This window comes from Massilia aurea, assembly GCF_040790145.1.
Classification (GTDB): Bacteria; Pseudomonadota; Gammaproteobacteria; order Burkholderiales; family Burkholderiaceae_D; genus Telluria; species Telluria aurea_C.
The window spans coordinates 64,996-78,931 of sequence record NZ_JBFMMP010000014.1 but is presented as its reverse complement, the minus strand read 5'-3'; the positions used below and the strand labels follow the sequence as shown (position 1 = coordinate 78,931).

General features: G+C 64.9%; 11 protein-coding genes, 1 tRNA gene and 1 pseudogene. All 13 read right to left on the bottom strand.

Annotated elements, in window-relative coordinates:
- Positions 1–110 precede the first annotated feature (110 nt).
- A pseudogene (locus AB2N08_RS17850) lies at positions 111–374 on the bottom strand (archaeosortase/exosortase family protein); the annotation flags it as partial.
- Between the two features lie 85 nt (positions 375–459).
- Positions 460–1,329, bottom strand: a complete 870-nt coding sequence (gene epsG / locus AB2N08_RS17845; RefSeq protein WP_367612236.1) for a chain length determinant protein tyrosine kinase EpsG — start codon at positions 1,327–1,329, stop codon at positions 460–462.
- Between the two features lie 9 nt (positions 1,330–1,338).
- Entirely contained in the window at positions 1,339–2,748 is a 1,410-nt protein-coding gene (gene epsF, locus AB2N08_RS17840) for a chain length determinant protein EpsF (protein WP_367612235.1), read from the bottom strand.
- Positions 2,749–2,873: 125 nt separating this feature from the next.
- Complete coding sequence (epsE, locus tag AB2N08_RS17835; RefSeq protein WP_367612234.1) at positions 2,874–3,662, bottom strand: polysaccharide export protein EpsE; 789 nt, start codon at positions 3,660–3,662, stop codon at positions 2,874–2,876.
- 44 nt (positions 3,663–3,706) lie between these two features.
- Positions 3,707–4,828 carry an EpsD family peptidyl-prolyl cis-trans isomerase gene (locus AB2N08_RS17830; RefSeq protein ID WP_367612233.1) on the bottom strand — a complete coding sequence of 374 codons (1,122 nt, stop codon included), beginning with the start codon at positions 4,826–4,828 and terminating at the stop codon, positions 3,707–3,709.
- Complete coding sequence (gene fcl, locus AB2N08_RS17825; protein ID WP_367612232.1) at positions 4,825–5,904, bottom strand: GDP-L-fucose synthase; 1,080 nt, start codon at positions 5,902–5,904, stop codon at positions 4,825–4,827. Before fcl ends, AB2N08_RS17830 begins: the two co-directional genes overlap by 4 nt.
- A 122-nt stretch (positions 5,905–6,026) precedes the next feature.
- Positions 6,027–7,415, bottom strand: coding sequence for an undecaprenyl-phosphate glucose phosphotransferase (locus tag AB2N08_RS17820; RefSeq protein ID WP_367612231.1), 1,389 nt, complete (start codon positions 7,413–7,415; stop codon positions 6,027–6,029).
- A 26-nt stretch (positions 7,416–7,441) separates the two neighbouring features.
- Positions 7,442–8,656 (bottom strand): XrtB/PEP-CTERM-associated polysaccharide biosynthesis outer membrane protein EpsL, encoded by a 1,215-nt coding sequence (gene epsL, locus AB2N08_RS17815; protein ID WP_367612230.1) that lies wholly within the window; start codon positions 8,654–8,656, stop codon positions 7,442–7,444.
- 37 nt (positions 8,657–8,693) lie between these two features.
- A complete protein-coding gene (locus tag AB2N08_RS17810) occupies positions 8,694–9,431 on the bottom strand; it encodes a CAAX prenyl protease-related protein (protein WP_367612229.1) in 738 nt (245 codons plus the stop codon).
- A 34-nt stretch (positions 9,432–9,465) separates the two neighbouring features.
- Positions 9,466–11,367 (bottom strand): ATP-binding cassette domain-containing protein, encoded by a 1,902-nt coding sequence (locus AB2N08_RS17805; RefSeq protein ID WP_367612228.1) that lies wholly within the window; start codon positions 11,365–11,367, stop codon positions 9,466–9,468.
- Between the two features lie 164 nt (positions 11,368–11,531).
- Positions 11,532–11,606: transfer RNA gene (locus tag AB2N08_RS17800), tRNA-Arg, on the bottom strand.
- Between the two features lie 61 nt (positions 11,607–11,667).
- Positions 11,668–12,192, bottom strand: a complete 525-nt coding sequence (locus AB2N08_RS17795) for a MarR family winged helix-turn-helix transcriptional regulator (RefSeq protein ID WP_367612227.1) — start codon at positions 12,190–12,192, stop codon at positions 11,668–11,670.
- Positions 12,193–12,199: 7 nt separating this feature from the next.
- The gene (locus tag AB2N08_RS17790; RefSeq protein WP_367612226.1) at positions 12,200–13,861 is read right to left on the bottom strand and encodes an AMP-binding protein; all 1,662 of its coding nucleotides are present in this window, start codon (positions 13,859–13,861) and stop codon (positions 12,200–12,202) included.
- Between the last annotated feature and the right edge of the window lie 75 nt (positions 13,862–13,936).

Genomic DNA, 13,936 nt, shown 5'->3' with positions numbered 1-13,936 from the left:
GCAGCCGGGTATGCCGTTGACTCGGCAGCTCGATGGGCGGCTGCATGTGCTGCCGGGTGGGCTGCTGGAGTGACCATGGCATCGGCCATGTCTCCTGCGGCCAGCACATCGGGCCACTTGCGCCAGATGAGCCAGATGGCCAGTGCGAAGATGATCGGGCCATGGCCCTGCGCTTCCCCGATCCACGCGCCGGTGAACAGGCGGTGAAAGGTGGGCACGAACAGGATCGCCAGGCCGAGCAACACCGGCCACCACGCCGGCAGAGCGCTGCGCCACGCAGCGCGCGAACGGCTACGCTCCCCGTCGTTCGCCCCGTCGTTCACCCCTTCGTTCGCCCCGTCCCTCGCCCCGCCATGCGCGTCTGTTCCCTCCATCTTGCCTGCCGCACCGTCTAGGCGGCGACCGCGCTTGCGGTTGGCGCCGTCTGCCGTCCGTGTCGAACCCGGCAAGATGGCCATGTCAGTCCCCGACCACCACTGAACCGACCACGTCGGCGCCCGCTTCGGCCATCTGCGCCGCCATCCGGCTGACGTCGGCAATCAGCGTGCGGTGCTTGCCCGCCACCAGCAATACGCCACCCGCATGCGCCGCCACCGCCAATGCGTCGGCCGCAGCCGAGTACGGCGGGAGGTCGTACAGCACGACGTCGTATTGGCTGACCAACTGGGCGTGCAGTCGGCGCAAGCCGTCACGCGCCAGCAGTTCTTGTGGATTGGGCGGCAGGGTTCCCGCCGGCAGCAGAGACAGGTCGGGAAAGCCCGCCACCGGCGTGATCACCTCCAGCCCGGTACGTCCGGCCAATAAATCGGACAATCCCTGGCGCGACCTGATCCCAAACAGGTGATGCTGGCGCGGGTTGCGCAGATTGGCGTCGATCAGCAGCGTTCCCTCGCCGAGCTGGGAGAACACCAGCGCCAGGTTGGCAGTAAAGTGGCTGGCGCCGTCGTCCGGCGACACGCCGGCAATGGCCAGTGCGCGCCGGCCGCGCGCGAACCAGCGCAGCATCAACTGGCTGCGCACCGCGCGCAGCGCTTCGACCGGGGCCGAGAACGGCTCGTAGGCCGCGACCAGATCAGGGGACAGCTCGGACTGGCCTTTGGCCAGGTACGGATACGCAAATTGCTGCGCCAGCGCTTGCGCGATATCGGCGTCGTTCACCAGCCCGAGCCGTACCGCGGTTTCACCGAAGCGCAGGCCGAGTTCTTGCTGGGCCTGCAGCACGCGCTCGGCATCGTCACCCGACAGCTTGCCCGCATCGCGCAACAACATACCCATGCTGGCGTCGCCAGCGTGACCGATCGGCAAGGCGGATAGCACGGTTGAATTCATGGCGTCTCCTTAGTTCAGTCGCAGCAGGCGGCGTGGTGTCAGCAGGCGACGTAGGCGTGCGCCGTTGCCCGGCGCAGCGTGCCAGCTCACGCTGCCCAGTACCGGTATGCCCAGCATGTCGTGGATATCAGCCGTCGAACGCACCGGGCGTGTGAGCAGTTCGAGCAGCAGCGCGATGCCAACGCCGAGGATCGTGCCCAGCAGGATCGACACCAGCGTATTGAGCAGCACGCGCGGCGCGGCCGGCTCGGTCGGCACAACGGCGGGGTTGAGCACCGAGATATCGGATTGCTCGGATTGCGCCTCGATCCGGGTTTGCGCATGGCGCTGGCTGGCGGAATCGAACGCGCGCTGGGCGCCCTCCAGGTCTTTCAGCAGCGGCCCGAGTTCATCGCGGGTACGGTTCAATGCCAGGATGCGTGTGTTCTGTTGTGCCAGCGCGCTGCGAATCTCGGCTTCGCGCTGGCGCAGCACCTCGGCATTGGCGCCGACGCTGCGCGTCACCGTGTCCAGGGCGCTGCCCAGTTCGGCGCGCAGTTTCCCGACCTCGGCGCTGGCGCTCTGGTATTGCGGATGGTTGCGGCCGAAGCGGGCCCCGGTCTCGGCCAGCCTGGCATCGGCCGCAGCCAGGTTCATGCGCAGGTTCTGGATCAGTGCATTGTTGGCGACATCGGGCGAGTTGACCGCCGAGCGTGCGGCGCGTTCGCGCGAGCCGGCTTCGATCGCGGCAGTCTGCGCCACGACCAGCTGGGCCGACAGATCATTCAGGCGCGACAGCTCCACATCGACCCGGTTGTTGTCCAGACTGACGATGCCCTTTTCTTGCTGGTAAGCGGACAGGCGCGCCTGCGCCGCTTCGAGCTGGTCGCGCAACTGCCGCGTTTGTTCATTGAAGTAGACCGATGCATTCTTGGCCGGCTCGGCCTTGAGCTGCACGGTGGCGCGTTGATATTGCACGGCGAACGCGTTGGCGACGGCGGCGGCAAAAGCGGGATCGGCGCCGCCGAACGTGATTTGCACCACGCTCGATTCGCGCGACGGCATGATCTCGAGTTTTTGCAGCAGCAGATCGGCCAGCCAGTCGCGCACCGCGCCCTTGCCATCGGTGGCTTCCTGAAATTGCTGGACAACGGCCGGGCTCGCTGCCAGGCCCAGCGCATCGACCACCCGCAGCGCCACATTCTTGCTGCCGATAATGTCCATTTGCGTCGCCATATAGCCTGGCATCAGCTGCCCTGGCATGGTCAGGCCGGTCAGCGGATCGACGCCTTTGTAGTTCAGCAGCACCGACGCCGTCGCGTCATAGGTTTTTTGCTGCACCAGGCTCCAGCCCAGCGCCAGCAGCACCGTGACCAGCAGCGTCAAGAGGATGAAGTTCTTCCTGGCTTGCAGTACCAGCAAAAATTGATGGAAGTTCATTGCCTGATCCTTTGCAGTGTGAGACTGCCGTGCTGCGCATCCGGCCCGACGAGCAGGCGAACCGGCGGCGACCCGGCGCCATGCCGGCAGGTGCCTGCCCGCCATCGCATCGCGTGAGAAGCCGCTCAGAACCAGCTTTCGCGCACGACGATCACGTCATCGACCTGGACCGCGTCGCTCGCATTCGCGTCCAGCGACACCGGATTGCCACCGGCATCCTTGCGGGTGATGCGGATGCCGTTGCTGCTACCGCGCGGGCTCAGGCCACCGCCCGCCGACAATGCCTGCTGGACCGTCATGCCACGCTCGAGCCGAAACGGCCCCGGGCGGGTCACTTCGCCGGCGACATAAGCGCGCGGCGCCCGTTCGACAAAGATGATGTCGCCACCCGCAACCTCGACGTCCTTGTCGAGCTCGCCCCTGCGCACCATGTCGACCAGGTCGATGGCCTCGCGCGTGGTCTTGCCGTCGCGGGTGCGTACCAGGCTGATCATGTCGCCGCCTTCGCTGTGGATGCCACCGGCCAGCGCCAGCATGTCGAGCACGCGGCGGCGCCCTTCGACGGGATAGCGACCAGGTCGGTTCACATGACCAAGTACCGAAATCTGCTGGCTCGCCAGGGTTGTTACCAGCATATTCACCTGGGCCTGCTTGATGTAACCGCCCTTTTCAAGCAAGCCTGCGATCTTTTTTTCGGCCCCAGCCACCGGCATGCCACCGACGGCCACCTGCCCCAGCAGCGGGAACGTGAGATGGCCGCTTTCACTGACGCGGGTTTCAATCGACAGGTCGGGACTGCCATACACCGACAGCTTGACCACGTCACCCGGCCCCAGCAGCACCTCCGCTGCACCGGCCGCGCCCATGCCCAAGATGAAAACCAGCCCCACCATCCATGTCACGACACGCTTCATGATTCCTCCGTCAGCATCGGTTAACGTTGCAAAGTTCGAGCGCCTTACCTGAGACCGGCCACTCCGCGCTCGAGCGCCGCCTTGTCGGCATTGCTCTCGTTTGCGACGGTCTCTGCGCCCATTTCTGCGCGGGTTTCCATGCCGGCTTCCGCCCTGGTTGCTGTCACTGCACCAGAGCCCGAAGCGGTCGCCTCCGTGGCCAGCGGACCGGCCCCGGCGACCCTGGGCGCGCCTGGCCCGCCGGCCAGCGACGCGACCGCCGCAGGCTTGCCGCCCGGTGTGGCCGCATCGGGCGCAAGGTCCTTGTTCAGGTAGGCGATATCGGCCGTCGCGCGCAGGCGCCCGATCTCTGCCTGGGCCAGTTCGCGGCTCTTGCGGGTAGCCAGATATTCTGTGATCTGCGGCGCAGCGATGACCAGCGACACGGGCGCGGCGCGCACCCCGGTCAGCGCGGTGAGCAGCGCACGTGGGCCTTCTTGCACGTAGAACAGCTGGCCCTTGGGCATCGCCAGTAATTTGGCGGCAACCTCGGGTTTCAGGTCGGCCGTGCTGCGCGTGACCTGCGCGCGGCCGTAGCCAATCTGGCGGGCGTCGAGAAATTGCGTCACGTCGTCCAGCGACGAGGAACGGTCGAACGTGGTGCGCAGTGCCGGCGTGACGGCCGACGCCGGCATGATGAGCTGGTCCATGGCGAACTGGCGGCGGCTGGCAAAGAATTGCGGATGCGCCTTGAAATAGGCGTCGACTTCGGCCTGGCTGGGCCGCCCGGCCTCGCCAATGCGCTGCTGCATATAGGCTTGCGCGATGATCAGGGAGCGCGCGCGCGCAACCGCCTGCATCACCTTGGGATCGCGGTCGAGGTCGCGCTTCGCTGCTTCGCTCTCGAGCAGCGTGCGATCGATGAGTGCTTGCAGCAGTTGCTTGCGCGCGCGCTCCTGCTGCATTGCCGGCACACCGGCGCGCTGTATCTCTTCATTCAATTGCAGCACGGTGATTTCTTCGCCGTTGACGCTGGCCAGCGCCTGGCCCGGTCTGGCCGGCTCGTCGGGCGAGTTGCGGTTGCAGCCGGCCAGCAGCAGGCCTGCCATGAGAAGGATCGCGCACAGTGCGCGCTGCGCCGGCCACGCCATCGAGGCCACGCCAGTGATCGAATGAAAGTTGTTCAAGTGCGTCTCCATGACATGGTGGACCGCGTGCCTGCCGCGTGGTGCATGGTCTCCATGGGCGCCACGTCGGCGTCCACATCAAGCCCCTCGCGCTCCCGTTCGCGCTCAGGCCCCTGCTCGCCAAGAAACGCCGCATACGCACGCTGCAAGCCTTCGGCCAGTGGTGTACTCGCGCGCCAGCCCAGCGCCGACAGCCGCGATACGTCGAGTAATTTGCGCGGCGTGCCGTCCGGTTTGCTGGCGTCGAACACGATCGCACCGCGGTAGCCCACGGTGGCGCCGACCAGGCGCGCCAGTTCGGCGATGGTGACGTCGTGGCCGGTGCCGACATTGATGTGCGAATGCATCGGATCGGTGTGCGCGGCGTACACCGCGTGCGGGAGATTCATGACGTGGATGCTGGCGGCCGCCATGTCGTCGACATACAGGAATTCGCGCATCGGCTTGCCGCTGCCCCAGATCACGACCTCGGGTGCGGTTCGCACGTTTGCCTCGTGAAACCGCCGCAGCAAGGCCGGTATGACATGGCTGTTCTCGGGGTGATAGTTGTCGCCCGGGCCATACAGATTGGTGGGCATCACGCTGCGATAATCGGTGCCGTACTGGCGGTTGTAGCTTTCGCACAGCTTGATGCCGGCAATTTTCGCCATGGCATAGGGCTCGTTGGTCGGCTCGAGCACGCCGTTCATGAGGTAGTCTTCGTGGATCGGCTGCGGCGCCATGCGCGGATAGATGCAGGACGAACCAAGGAACAGCAATTTGTTCACGCCCGCGCGCCAGGCAGCATGCACGACATTGGCCTGCACCATCATGTTGTCGTAGATGAATTCGGCCGGATAGCGGTGATTGGCGTGGATGCCGCCGACCCTGGCTGCTGCCAGGTAGACCTGGTCGATCTGTTCGCTTTCGAAGAATGCGCGCACCTGCGCCTGGTCGGTCAGTTCGAGCGCGGCATGGCTGCGCGTGACGATGGCGCCGTGGCCCCTGGCCCGCAACGCCCGCACGATGGCCGAGCCGACCAGGCCGCGATGACCAGCAACATAGATACGAGAAAGATCGGCCACGTGTGCTCCCATGGAAGTGCCTGCGATGACGGCGACGGGTCGGCCAGAACATGCCCGACATGTGATTCGACGCGCCTGCAACCCATCGGTTCCTTCGCAATGCGGCTAATCTGCCTGACTTAGCGCCAGCGCAATCAATACGCGTTTTCCCGCGAAAAAACCACCTTCACGGTCTTGAGCATGATCCATACATCGAGCCACGGCGACCAGTTGCGCAGATAGTCGAGGTCGTACTGGATGCGCGCTTCCATCTTGTCGAGCGTGGCCGTCTCCCCGCGCAAGCCATTGACCTGGGCCCAGCCGGTGATGCCCGGCTTGACCTTGTGCCTGAGCATGTAGCCCTTGATGAGCTTGCGATACAGCTCGTTGTGCGCCACCGCGTGCGGGCGTGGCCCGACCACGCTCATCCGGCCTTGCAGCGCATTGATGAACTGTGGCAGCTCGTCGAGCGAGCCGCGGCGCAGCAGCCGTCCCAGGCGCGTCACGCGCGCATCACCCTGGTGCGCCTGGACGATGTGCGGCCCGTCGTCGGTCACCGACATCGAACGGAATTTATAAATGGTGATCGCTTCACCATACAGCCCGTAGCGGCGCTGCCGGAACAGTACCGGACCGGGCGAATCGAACTTGATGGCAATGGCGATCAGCACCATCAGCGGCGCCAGCAGTAGCAGCGCGGTCACGCTGACGACCAGGTCGACGCCGCGCTTGATGACGCTGTTGAACCCCATGAACGGCGTTTCGCTGATCGCGATCACGGGCATGCCGCCCACGGTATCGAAACGGGCCTGCATCAGGTCGAACACATACACATCGGGCAGGAAATAGACCGAGGCGGTGGTGTCCTGCAATTCGTCGATCAGGCCGCGCATGCGCGGCTGGGCCGATACCGGCTGGCTGATGAAAATCATCTTGATATTCTGTTGACGCACATAGCCGGGAATATCGGCCATGCGGCCCAGCATCGGATAGTTCAGGTCCTCGGGATGACGCCCCGCGCCGCGGTCATCGAAGAAACCCTGTACCTGCATGAACAGGTTCGGATGCCGCTCGCACACGTCGGCGAACTTCAGGCCCACGTCGTTGGCGCCGGCCACGACAATCGACCGTACCGAGTGTCCCGCGTTGCCTGCGCGCTGGCGGCTTCGCACGCGCACCGCGATGTGACTGGCCACGATGATGAGCGGTGTGGCAATGGCCCAGGCCAGGAGCACACGCACGTCGTAGTAGTAGCGCATGCCGCTGGCCGAGCCGAGGAAGTACAGCACGGCCAGCGTCAGGCACCAGCCGAACAGCGTGTCGCGCGCGTAAGCCAGCATGCGGCCGCTGCGCCAGGTGCGGTAGGGGTCAATGTGCTGGTACACGGCCGATGAGATAAAGAACGCCAGCACCATGAGCACCAGGCAATAGCCCGAGAACGGTTGGCCGAACACCAGCGTGGCGAGGTACAGCACGCCCATCACGATCAAGGGATCGAGCACGCGCTGGAAAAACGAAATGATCGGAATGTCGTTGACCGTCATGGGCCGCCCGGTCGCCTGGATTGTCGTCAGAACAGGACGTTGGCGCCGACCTGCACCACGTTGGCATCGAACTTGCCGGTGCCGAGCAGCGCCGAACCGCTGCGCGCCTGGTGGACGCAGGCGGCCACCACCTGCACCTTTGGCCGCACCTGCCACACGGCGCGCACACTGGCCGAGCGGATCGCGTCGCGCAGCGCGTCGGCCCCGGCGAAGTCGCCGCGCGCCGTATAGCTGCGCCGCTCGTAGATGGCGTTGGCTTCGACCGTTACCTTGGCGCTGGCAAACCAGGAGGCGCCGATGCTGGCGCCCTTGTTGAGCGTGTAGCTGACGAACGGGCTTTCGATGGGCGCGAACTCGCGCCACACGGCCGCGTTATAGCTGATCTTGCCGCCTGGCGTATGGAACGCGCTGACGCGGCCGTTGACACCGCTCGTGGCGCCCTCACCGTACGATGGCTGCTCGCGCCGCACATAGCCGGCCAGGCCCTGGATGGTCGTGGCACCGGAGGCCAGCCAGTTCACGCGCAGCTTGAGTTCGTCCTGGGTGAAATCGTCAAGCAGGACACTGCCGATGAAAGGGCGCCGGTACGGATAATTGCCCTTGACCCGGCGCGCCACCAGGCCGATCGCGCTGCCGGTCCTGGGCTGATACAACAGCTCGGTTTCGAACGTTTTTTCGGTGCGATTGTTGAAGCGCTGGATCGCCAGCTCGTAGCTTGCCTTGTCGCGCGCGGCGCCGACGCGCAATTTCCAGCTCGGGTGCATGTTCCAGCCGGCGTCGAATTCCTGGCGGCGCTGCTCGCGCAGGTTGCGCTGGTCGCTGTTGAAGTCGGTGTACGGCGCGAGTGTCTGGATAGACAAGCCCTTGAGATGGCCCTCGAACTGGCTGCCGATGTCCCAGAACCAGGTGGCTTGAAGATCACGCCCGTCGTAGTCGAGCTGGTCGAAATGATCGAATGCGACCTTCGACACTTTGGCCGTGGCCGCGATGCGCTGGCGGCTGATGCGTTTGTTGTACACCACACCGGCTTCGAGCGTGCGATAGCTGTCGCTGCGCTGGCCATCGAATGCGGGCGCGCCATCGACCTGGCGCAGGAGGTTGTCGTCGTGAGCCCAGCCGATGCCGGCAAGGAGTTGCATGCCTTCTTCTGGCGGCGTGGCGGCTGCCGCTGAAGGCAGCCAGAAGGCACCGGCGAGTAGCGCGACCGGCGGGAGGCGATGCAACACTGAGGAGGCTGGCATGTTCGTCGTCTTTCCACTGGTCGTGCTACCGGAGGAATTACCAGAACTGCCAGCCTCCTGTGCAGACGACCCAGAAGCCCAGCAATCCGTTCGTGACAGCGTGGGCCAGGATGGGCGACCACAGATTGCGGTGCCGCATGTACAACACGCCGTAGGCCACGCCGGCCACAATGCCGGCCAGCCACAGCGTGTGTTCAAAGCCGAACAGCACGCATGGGATCACGAAAGCCTTGAATCCGATACGCGCCGGATCAACGAGTTTGAAATTGGCCTGTTCGACCCACCGCATCAAGAAAGAGCGCCAGAACAACTCTTCCATGACGGGCACAATCAGCGCGGCGCCGGCGATGCGGATCGTCACCAGCAGCCAGTCGATCTCGCCATCCGTGCGCGGATCGTAGCCGGGCGAGCTGCCGATCGTCATCCATGGCAGGTCGAGATTGACCCACAAGACCAGCACGATCACGCCGACGCCGATGGCAACGAGCGTGTGCGTGAAGCGCAAGGCAAACCGGTGCAATTCGTCGTACTGGCGCCAGCAGATGGCCAGCAGCGCCAGCACGGCGCCGACTTGCACCGGATACAGCCAGCGCAGCTCGGCGCGGCTCATGCCCATGCGCTCGAGCAGGTCGCCGAGCGCGATGAACAGGATATAGGTGCCGAATGGCAGGATGCGCGCCCAGGCGGCGCGGGTCAGGAAAGGCTCCCCGGCCACGGGGGCCGCGGAACCGGGGTGCTCTGGCAGTGCGGTACGCGATTCGTGGTGGTCAGTCATACAAGTCGTTCCGCACAGCCATTGCCCTTACAAATCACACGCCGCGCGAGCGCGCTTCGATCGTTTCCCAGCGCTCGAGCGCGTCGAGCAGCAAGTCTTCGATTTCGGCAAAGCGCGCATTGATGCGCTTGGCGTCGGCCGGGTTCTGCTTGTAGAAATCAGGACCGTTCAGCTGCGCCGTGATGGCGGACTGTTCATCTTCGAGCGTGGCGATCAACTTCGGCAATTCTTCCAGTTCACGCTGCTCCTTGTAGCTCAGCTTGACCTTCTTGGCGGCCGGCGCGGCCGTGTCGTCCGCTTTCGGCGCGCTCGTCTTGACCGGCGCCTGGACCACTGGCGTTGCCGCCTTGACGCGTTCCCAGTCGGTGTAGCCACCAACGAACTCGCGCCACTTGCCGGCGCCTTCGGCGACGATCACTTGCGTGACGACATTATCCAGGAAGGTGCGATCGTGGCTGACCAGGAACACGGTGCCGGTGTACTCTTCCAGCAGCTCTTCAAGCAGTTCGAGCGTGTCGATGTCCAGGTCGTTGGTCGGCTCATCGAGCACCAGGCAATTGGCCGGCTTGGCGAACAGGCGCGCCAGCAGCAGGCGGTTGCGCTCGCCACCGGAGAGCGACTTGACGGGCGAGCGCGCACGTTCCGGCGAGAACAGGAAGTCGTTCAGGTATGTCATCACGTGACGGCGCTGGCCATTGATCTCGACCCAGTCGCTGCCCGGCGCAATGGTGTCGGCCAGGCTGGCCTCTTCATTGAGCTGGGTGCGCATCTGGTCGAAGTACGCGACATTGAGCTTGGTACCCAGGCGCACTTTGCCGCTGTCGGCGGTTTCTTCGCCCAGGATGATCTTGAGCAGCGTGGTCTTGCCGGCGCCGTTCGGGCCGATCAGGCCGACCTTGTCGCCGCGCATCAGCGTACCGGTGAAGTTGTCGACGATGACCTTCTCGCCGTACATTTTCGAGATGTTCTCGAGATCGGCGACGATCTTGCCCGAGCGTTCGCCCGTGGCCACGTCGAGCTTGATCTGGCCCTGCTGGTCGCGGCGCACCGAACGCTGCGCGCGCAACGCCTCCAGCCGGCGCACGCGGCCTTCGTCGCGGGTACGGCGTGCCTGTACGCCCTTGCGGATCCACACTTCTTCTTGTGCGAGGAATTTATCGAACTTGGCGTTCTCCACTTCTTCATTGGCCAGCAGCTCTTGCTTGCGCGCCTGATAGGTGGTGAAGTTGCCCGGGAACGACAGCAGACGGCCGCGGTCGAGTTCAATGATGCGGGTGGCAACGTTGTCCAGGAAACTACGATCGTGGGTGATGAACAGGACCGAACCGCGGAACTCGCGCAACAGGCTCTCGAGCCATTTGATCGACGTGAAGTCCAGGTGGTTGGTCGGCTCGTCGAGCAGCAGCACGTCCGGCGCCGACACCAGCGCCACGGCCAGCGCGACGCGCTTTTGCATACCACCCGACAGCGTGCCCATCAGGGCGTCGCCGGCCAGGTTCAGGCGATCGAGCGTGGTCTCGACCTTGTGCGCCAGGTTCCAGCCGTCGTTCGCGTCGAGCTTGGTTTGCAGCACGTGCATGCGGTCCATCAGCGCGTCGTCATCGCCCTGGCCGAACTTGCCGGTCAGCTCTTCGTATTCGGTCAGCATCGCCTGCTGGTCGCCCATGCCGCCGGCGACGACGGCGAATACGCTCATGCTCAGGTCGAACACAGGCTCTTGCTCGACATAGGCGATGGACACGCCCTGCTGCATGACCAGCAAGCCATCGTCCAGGCGCGAGCGGCCCGAGATGACTTTCAGGAGCGAGGATTTGCCGGTGCCGTTGCGGCCGATGAGGCCGACACGTTCGCCGGTCTCGAGGGAGAAATCAGCGTGGTCGAGCAGCGGCACGTGGCCGAAAGCAAGTTGAGCGGAACTAATGGAGATGACAGCCATGATCGGTATGCGTTTCGTCGCGCGAAGAAAAAACCTGGCGCGGGGGGAAAAGGTGCGTTGATTGAGTAAGGGGCACATTGTACCGACTCAACGGCTTGCGCCCTCATTTCTTTCCCCATCGGCGATGGAGGCGGGAACGAAGATCCGGGACAACGAGGCAGGACTGGTGTCGCCAGCAGGAATCGAACCTGCATCTAAGTCTTAGGAGGACCTTGTACTATCCGTTGTACTATGGCGACACGCGAGCCGAATTGTACCAGCCGCTAGCGGCTTAGGGCAGTGCCTTGATGCACATGCCGGCTACACCCCGTCATCCACCCGCAAACTGCGCTTCATGGTCGACAGCAGCGCGATCATCGTCGCCTTGTCTTCCGGCGCCACATCGGCCAGCATCTCTTCGATCCAGCGCTCGTGCACCGCCGCCATTTCGTCGAACGCCGCGCGCCCCGCCGGCGTGAGCTTGACGGCCGATGCGCGCCGGTCGTTCACGTCCTGCACCCGCACCACCAGCTGCTCGCGCTCGAGCTGATCCGTGATCCCGGTGATATTGCCGCCGGTGACCATCATGCGCTTGGACAGTTCGCCCATGCGCAGGCCATCCGGATGACGCTCGAGCTGCGCCATCAGGTCGAAGCGCGGCAACGTGATGTCGAACGTTGTGCGCAGGCGGCTGCGGATTTCGTTCTCGATGCGCGTCGTGCACGACAGCATGCGCAGCCACAAGCGCAGCGATTGGTGATGTTCGTCCGTCAGGCGGCTTTCCATGTCCAGCTCGGCTGCCCCGCCCATTGCTGGGTCTTGTTCACGTCCATCAACTTCCTGCATGCTTTCCTCAATCTGCGTTCGTGCGTAATTTAAAGCGTTGTAGTTTACCGGTTTCGGTGCGAGGCAGTTGTTCCTTGAACAAAATGGCCCTCGGGTATTTATACGGTGCGATCTGTTCTTTCACGAATTCTTGCAATTCGTGCGCCAGATTGTCCGACCCCACCTGCCCCGCGCGCAGCACGACGTGGGCTTCGACCACCTGCCCGCGATCGGGGTCGAGCCGCCCTACGACGCCGCACTCGGCCACCGCTGGATGGTGCAGCAGCGCGTCTTCCACTTCGGCGCCGGCGATGTTGTAGCCGGCCGAGATGATCATATCGTCTGTGCGCGAGCGGTAGTAGAAATATCCGTCGGCGTCCATCTCGTAGGCGTCGCCCGTGATGTTCCAGCCACCCTGCACGTAATCGAACTGGCGCTCGTCGTCCAGGTAGCGGCAACCGGTGGGGCCTTTCACCGCCAGGCGCCCGGTCACGCCCGGGCCGACGGGCCTGCCCTCGGCATCGAGGATGCAGGCCTGGTAGCCAGCGACTGGCTTGCCGGTCGCGCCGGGGCGGATGGCCGCGCCCGCGCTGGCGATGAAGATGTGCAGCAGTTCGGTCGCGCCGATCCCGTCGATCATCGCCAGGCCCGTCGCCGCCTCCCAGGCGTCGCGCGTGGCCAGCGGCAGCGGCTCGCCCGCCGACACGCTGGCGCGCAGACTGGCCAGGTCGAAGCGCGCCGCCTGCACCGCCATCAGACGGTAAAAGGTGGGCGCCGTGAAGCACACGGTGGCGCGGTAGTCGGCAATCGCCGCCAGCAGCGTTTCGGGCGTGAGGCGTTCGAGCAGGACGCCCGCGCCGCCCACGCGCAGCGGAAACAGCAGCAGGCCGCCCAGTCCGAACGTGAACGCCAGCGGCGGCGTGCCGATGAAGATATCGTCGGCACGTGCACCGAGCGTGTGGCGCGGGAAGCAGTCGCACACGGCCAGCACGTCGCGGTGAAAGTGCATGGTACCTTTGGGGATGCCGGTGGTGCCGGACGTAAAACTGATCAGACATACGTCATCGCGCGCGGTATCGGCCGCGATGAACGGGGCGTCGTAGCCGGCCATGCGTTCTTCGAGTGCGTCGGGCGCCGGATCGTCGTACACCAGCACCGGGATGCGCAGGCCGAGCGCGTCGATTTCGTCGACCAGGCCACCGGCGCACAGCACCGCGTTGATGCGCGCCTTGTCGGCGATGGCGCCCAGCTCGCGCGCGCGCAGCAGCGGCATTGTTGGCAGCACGATGCAGCCGGCCTTGATCGCGCCGAGGATGCAGGCCGCCATCATCGGGCAATTCGCGCCACGCACCAGCACCCGGCTGCCGGTGGGCAGGCCCAGGTCGTGGCGCAGCACGTGGGCGACGCGGTCGGCCTGCGCCAGCAACTGCGCATAGGTCAGGCGTTCATGCGCGCCGATCAGCGCCGTGCGCCCGCCCCAGCCGCGCGCGATGGCGCCGTCCAGCAGTTCGCTCGCGCAGTTCAGGCGCGCGGGATACTGCAGCTCGGGCAGGTCGAACAGGAAGTCGGGCCAGGCGTCAAGCGGCGGCAGGTGCGCGCGCGCAAAGCCGTCGGTATGGCCCGAAAGGGACAGCGTTGCCTCAGTGGCCTCAGTGGCCACATTGGTGAGGGTCTTCGTGACGTCGTTCATGGTGATCCCGACTAAAAACGAAGCAGCCGGCCGGCAGCGCCGGCCTGGCAACAAGCGTGGGATACTTTAAATCCA

Coding starts and splice junctions, on each gene's coding strand:
- AB2N08_RS17790 (WP_367612226.1), bottom strand. CDS start 13,861: ATGAACGACGTCACGAAGACCCTCACCAATGTGGCCACTGAGGCCACT.
- epsL (WP_367612230.1), bottom strand. CDS start 8,656: ATGCCAGCCTCCTCAGTGTTGCATCGCCTCCCGCCGGTCGCGCTACTC.
- AB2N08_RS17805 (WP_367612228.1), bottom strand. CDS start 11,367: ATGGCTGTCATCTCCATTAGTTCCGCTCAACTTGCTTTCGGCCACGTG.
- AB2N08_RS17795 (WP_367612227.1), bottom strand. CDS start 12,192: ATGCAGGAAGTTGATGGACGTGAACAAGACCCAGCAATGGGCGGGGCA.
- AB2N08_RS17810 (WP_367612229.1), bottom strand. CDS start 9,431: ATGACTGACCACCACGAATCGCGTACCGCACTGCCAGAGCACCCCGGT.
- AB2N08_RS17820 (WP_367612231.1), bottom strand. CDS start 7,415: ATGACGGTCAACGACATTCCGATCATTTCGTTTTTCCAGCGCGTGCTC.
- fcl (WP_367612232.1), bottom strand. CDS start 5,904: ATGGGAGCACACGTGGCCGATCTTTCTCGTATCTATGTTGCTGGTCAT.
- epsE (WP_367612234.1), bottom strand. CDS start 3,662: ATGAAGCGTGTCGTGACATGGATGGTGGGGCTGGTTTTCATCTTGGGC.
- epsG (WP_367612236.1), bottom strand. CDS start 1,329: ATGAATTCAACCGTGCTATCCGCCTTGCCGATCGGTCACGCTGGCGAC.
- epsF (WP_367612235.1), bottom strand. CDS start 2,748: ATGAACTTCCATCAATTTTTGCTGGTACTGCAAGCCAGGAAGAACTTC.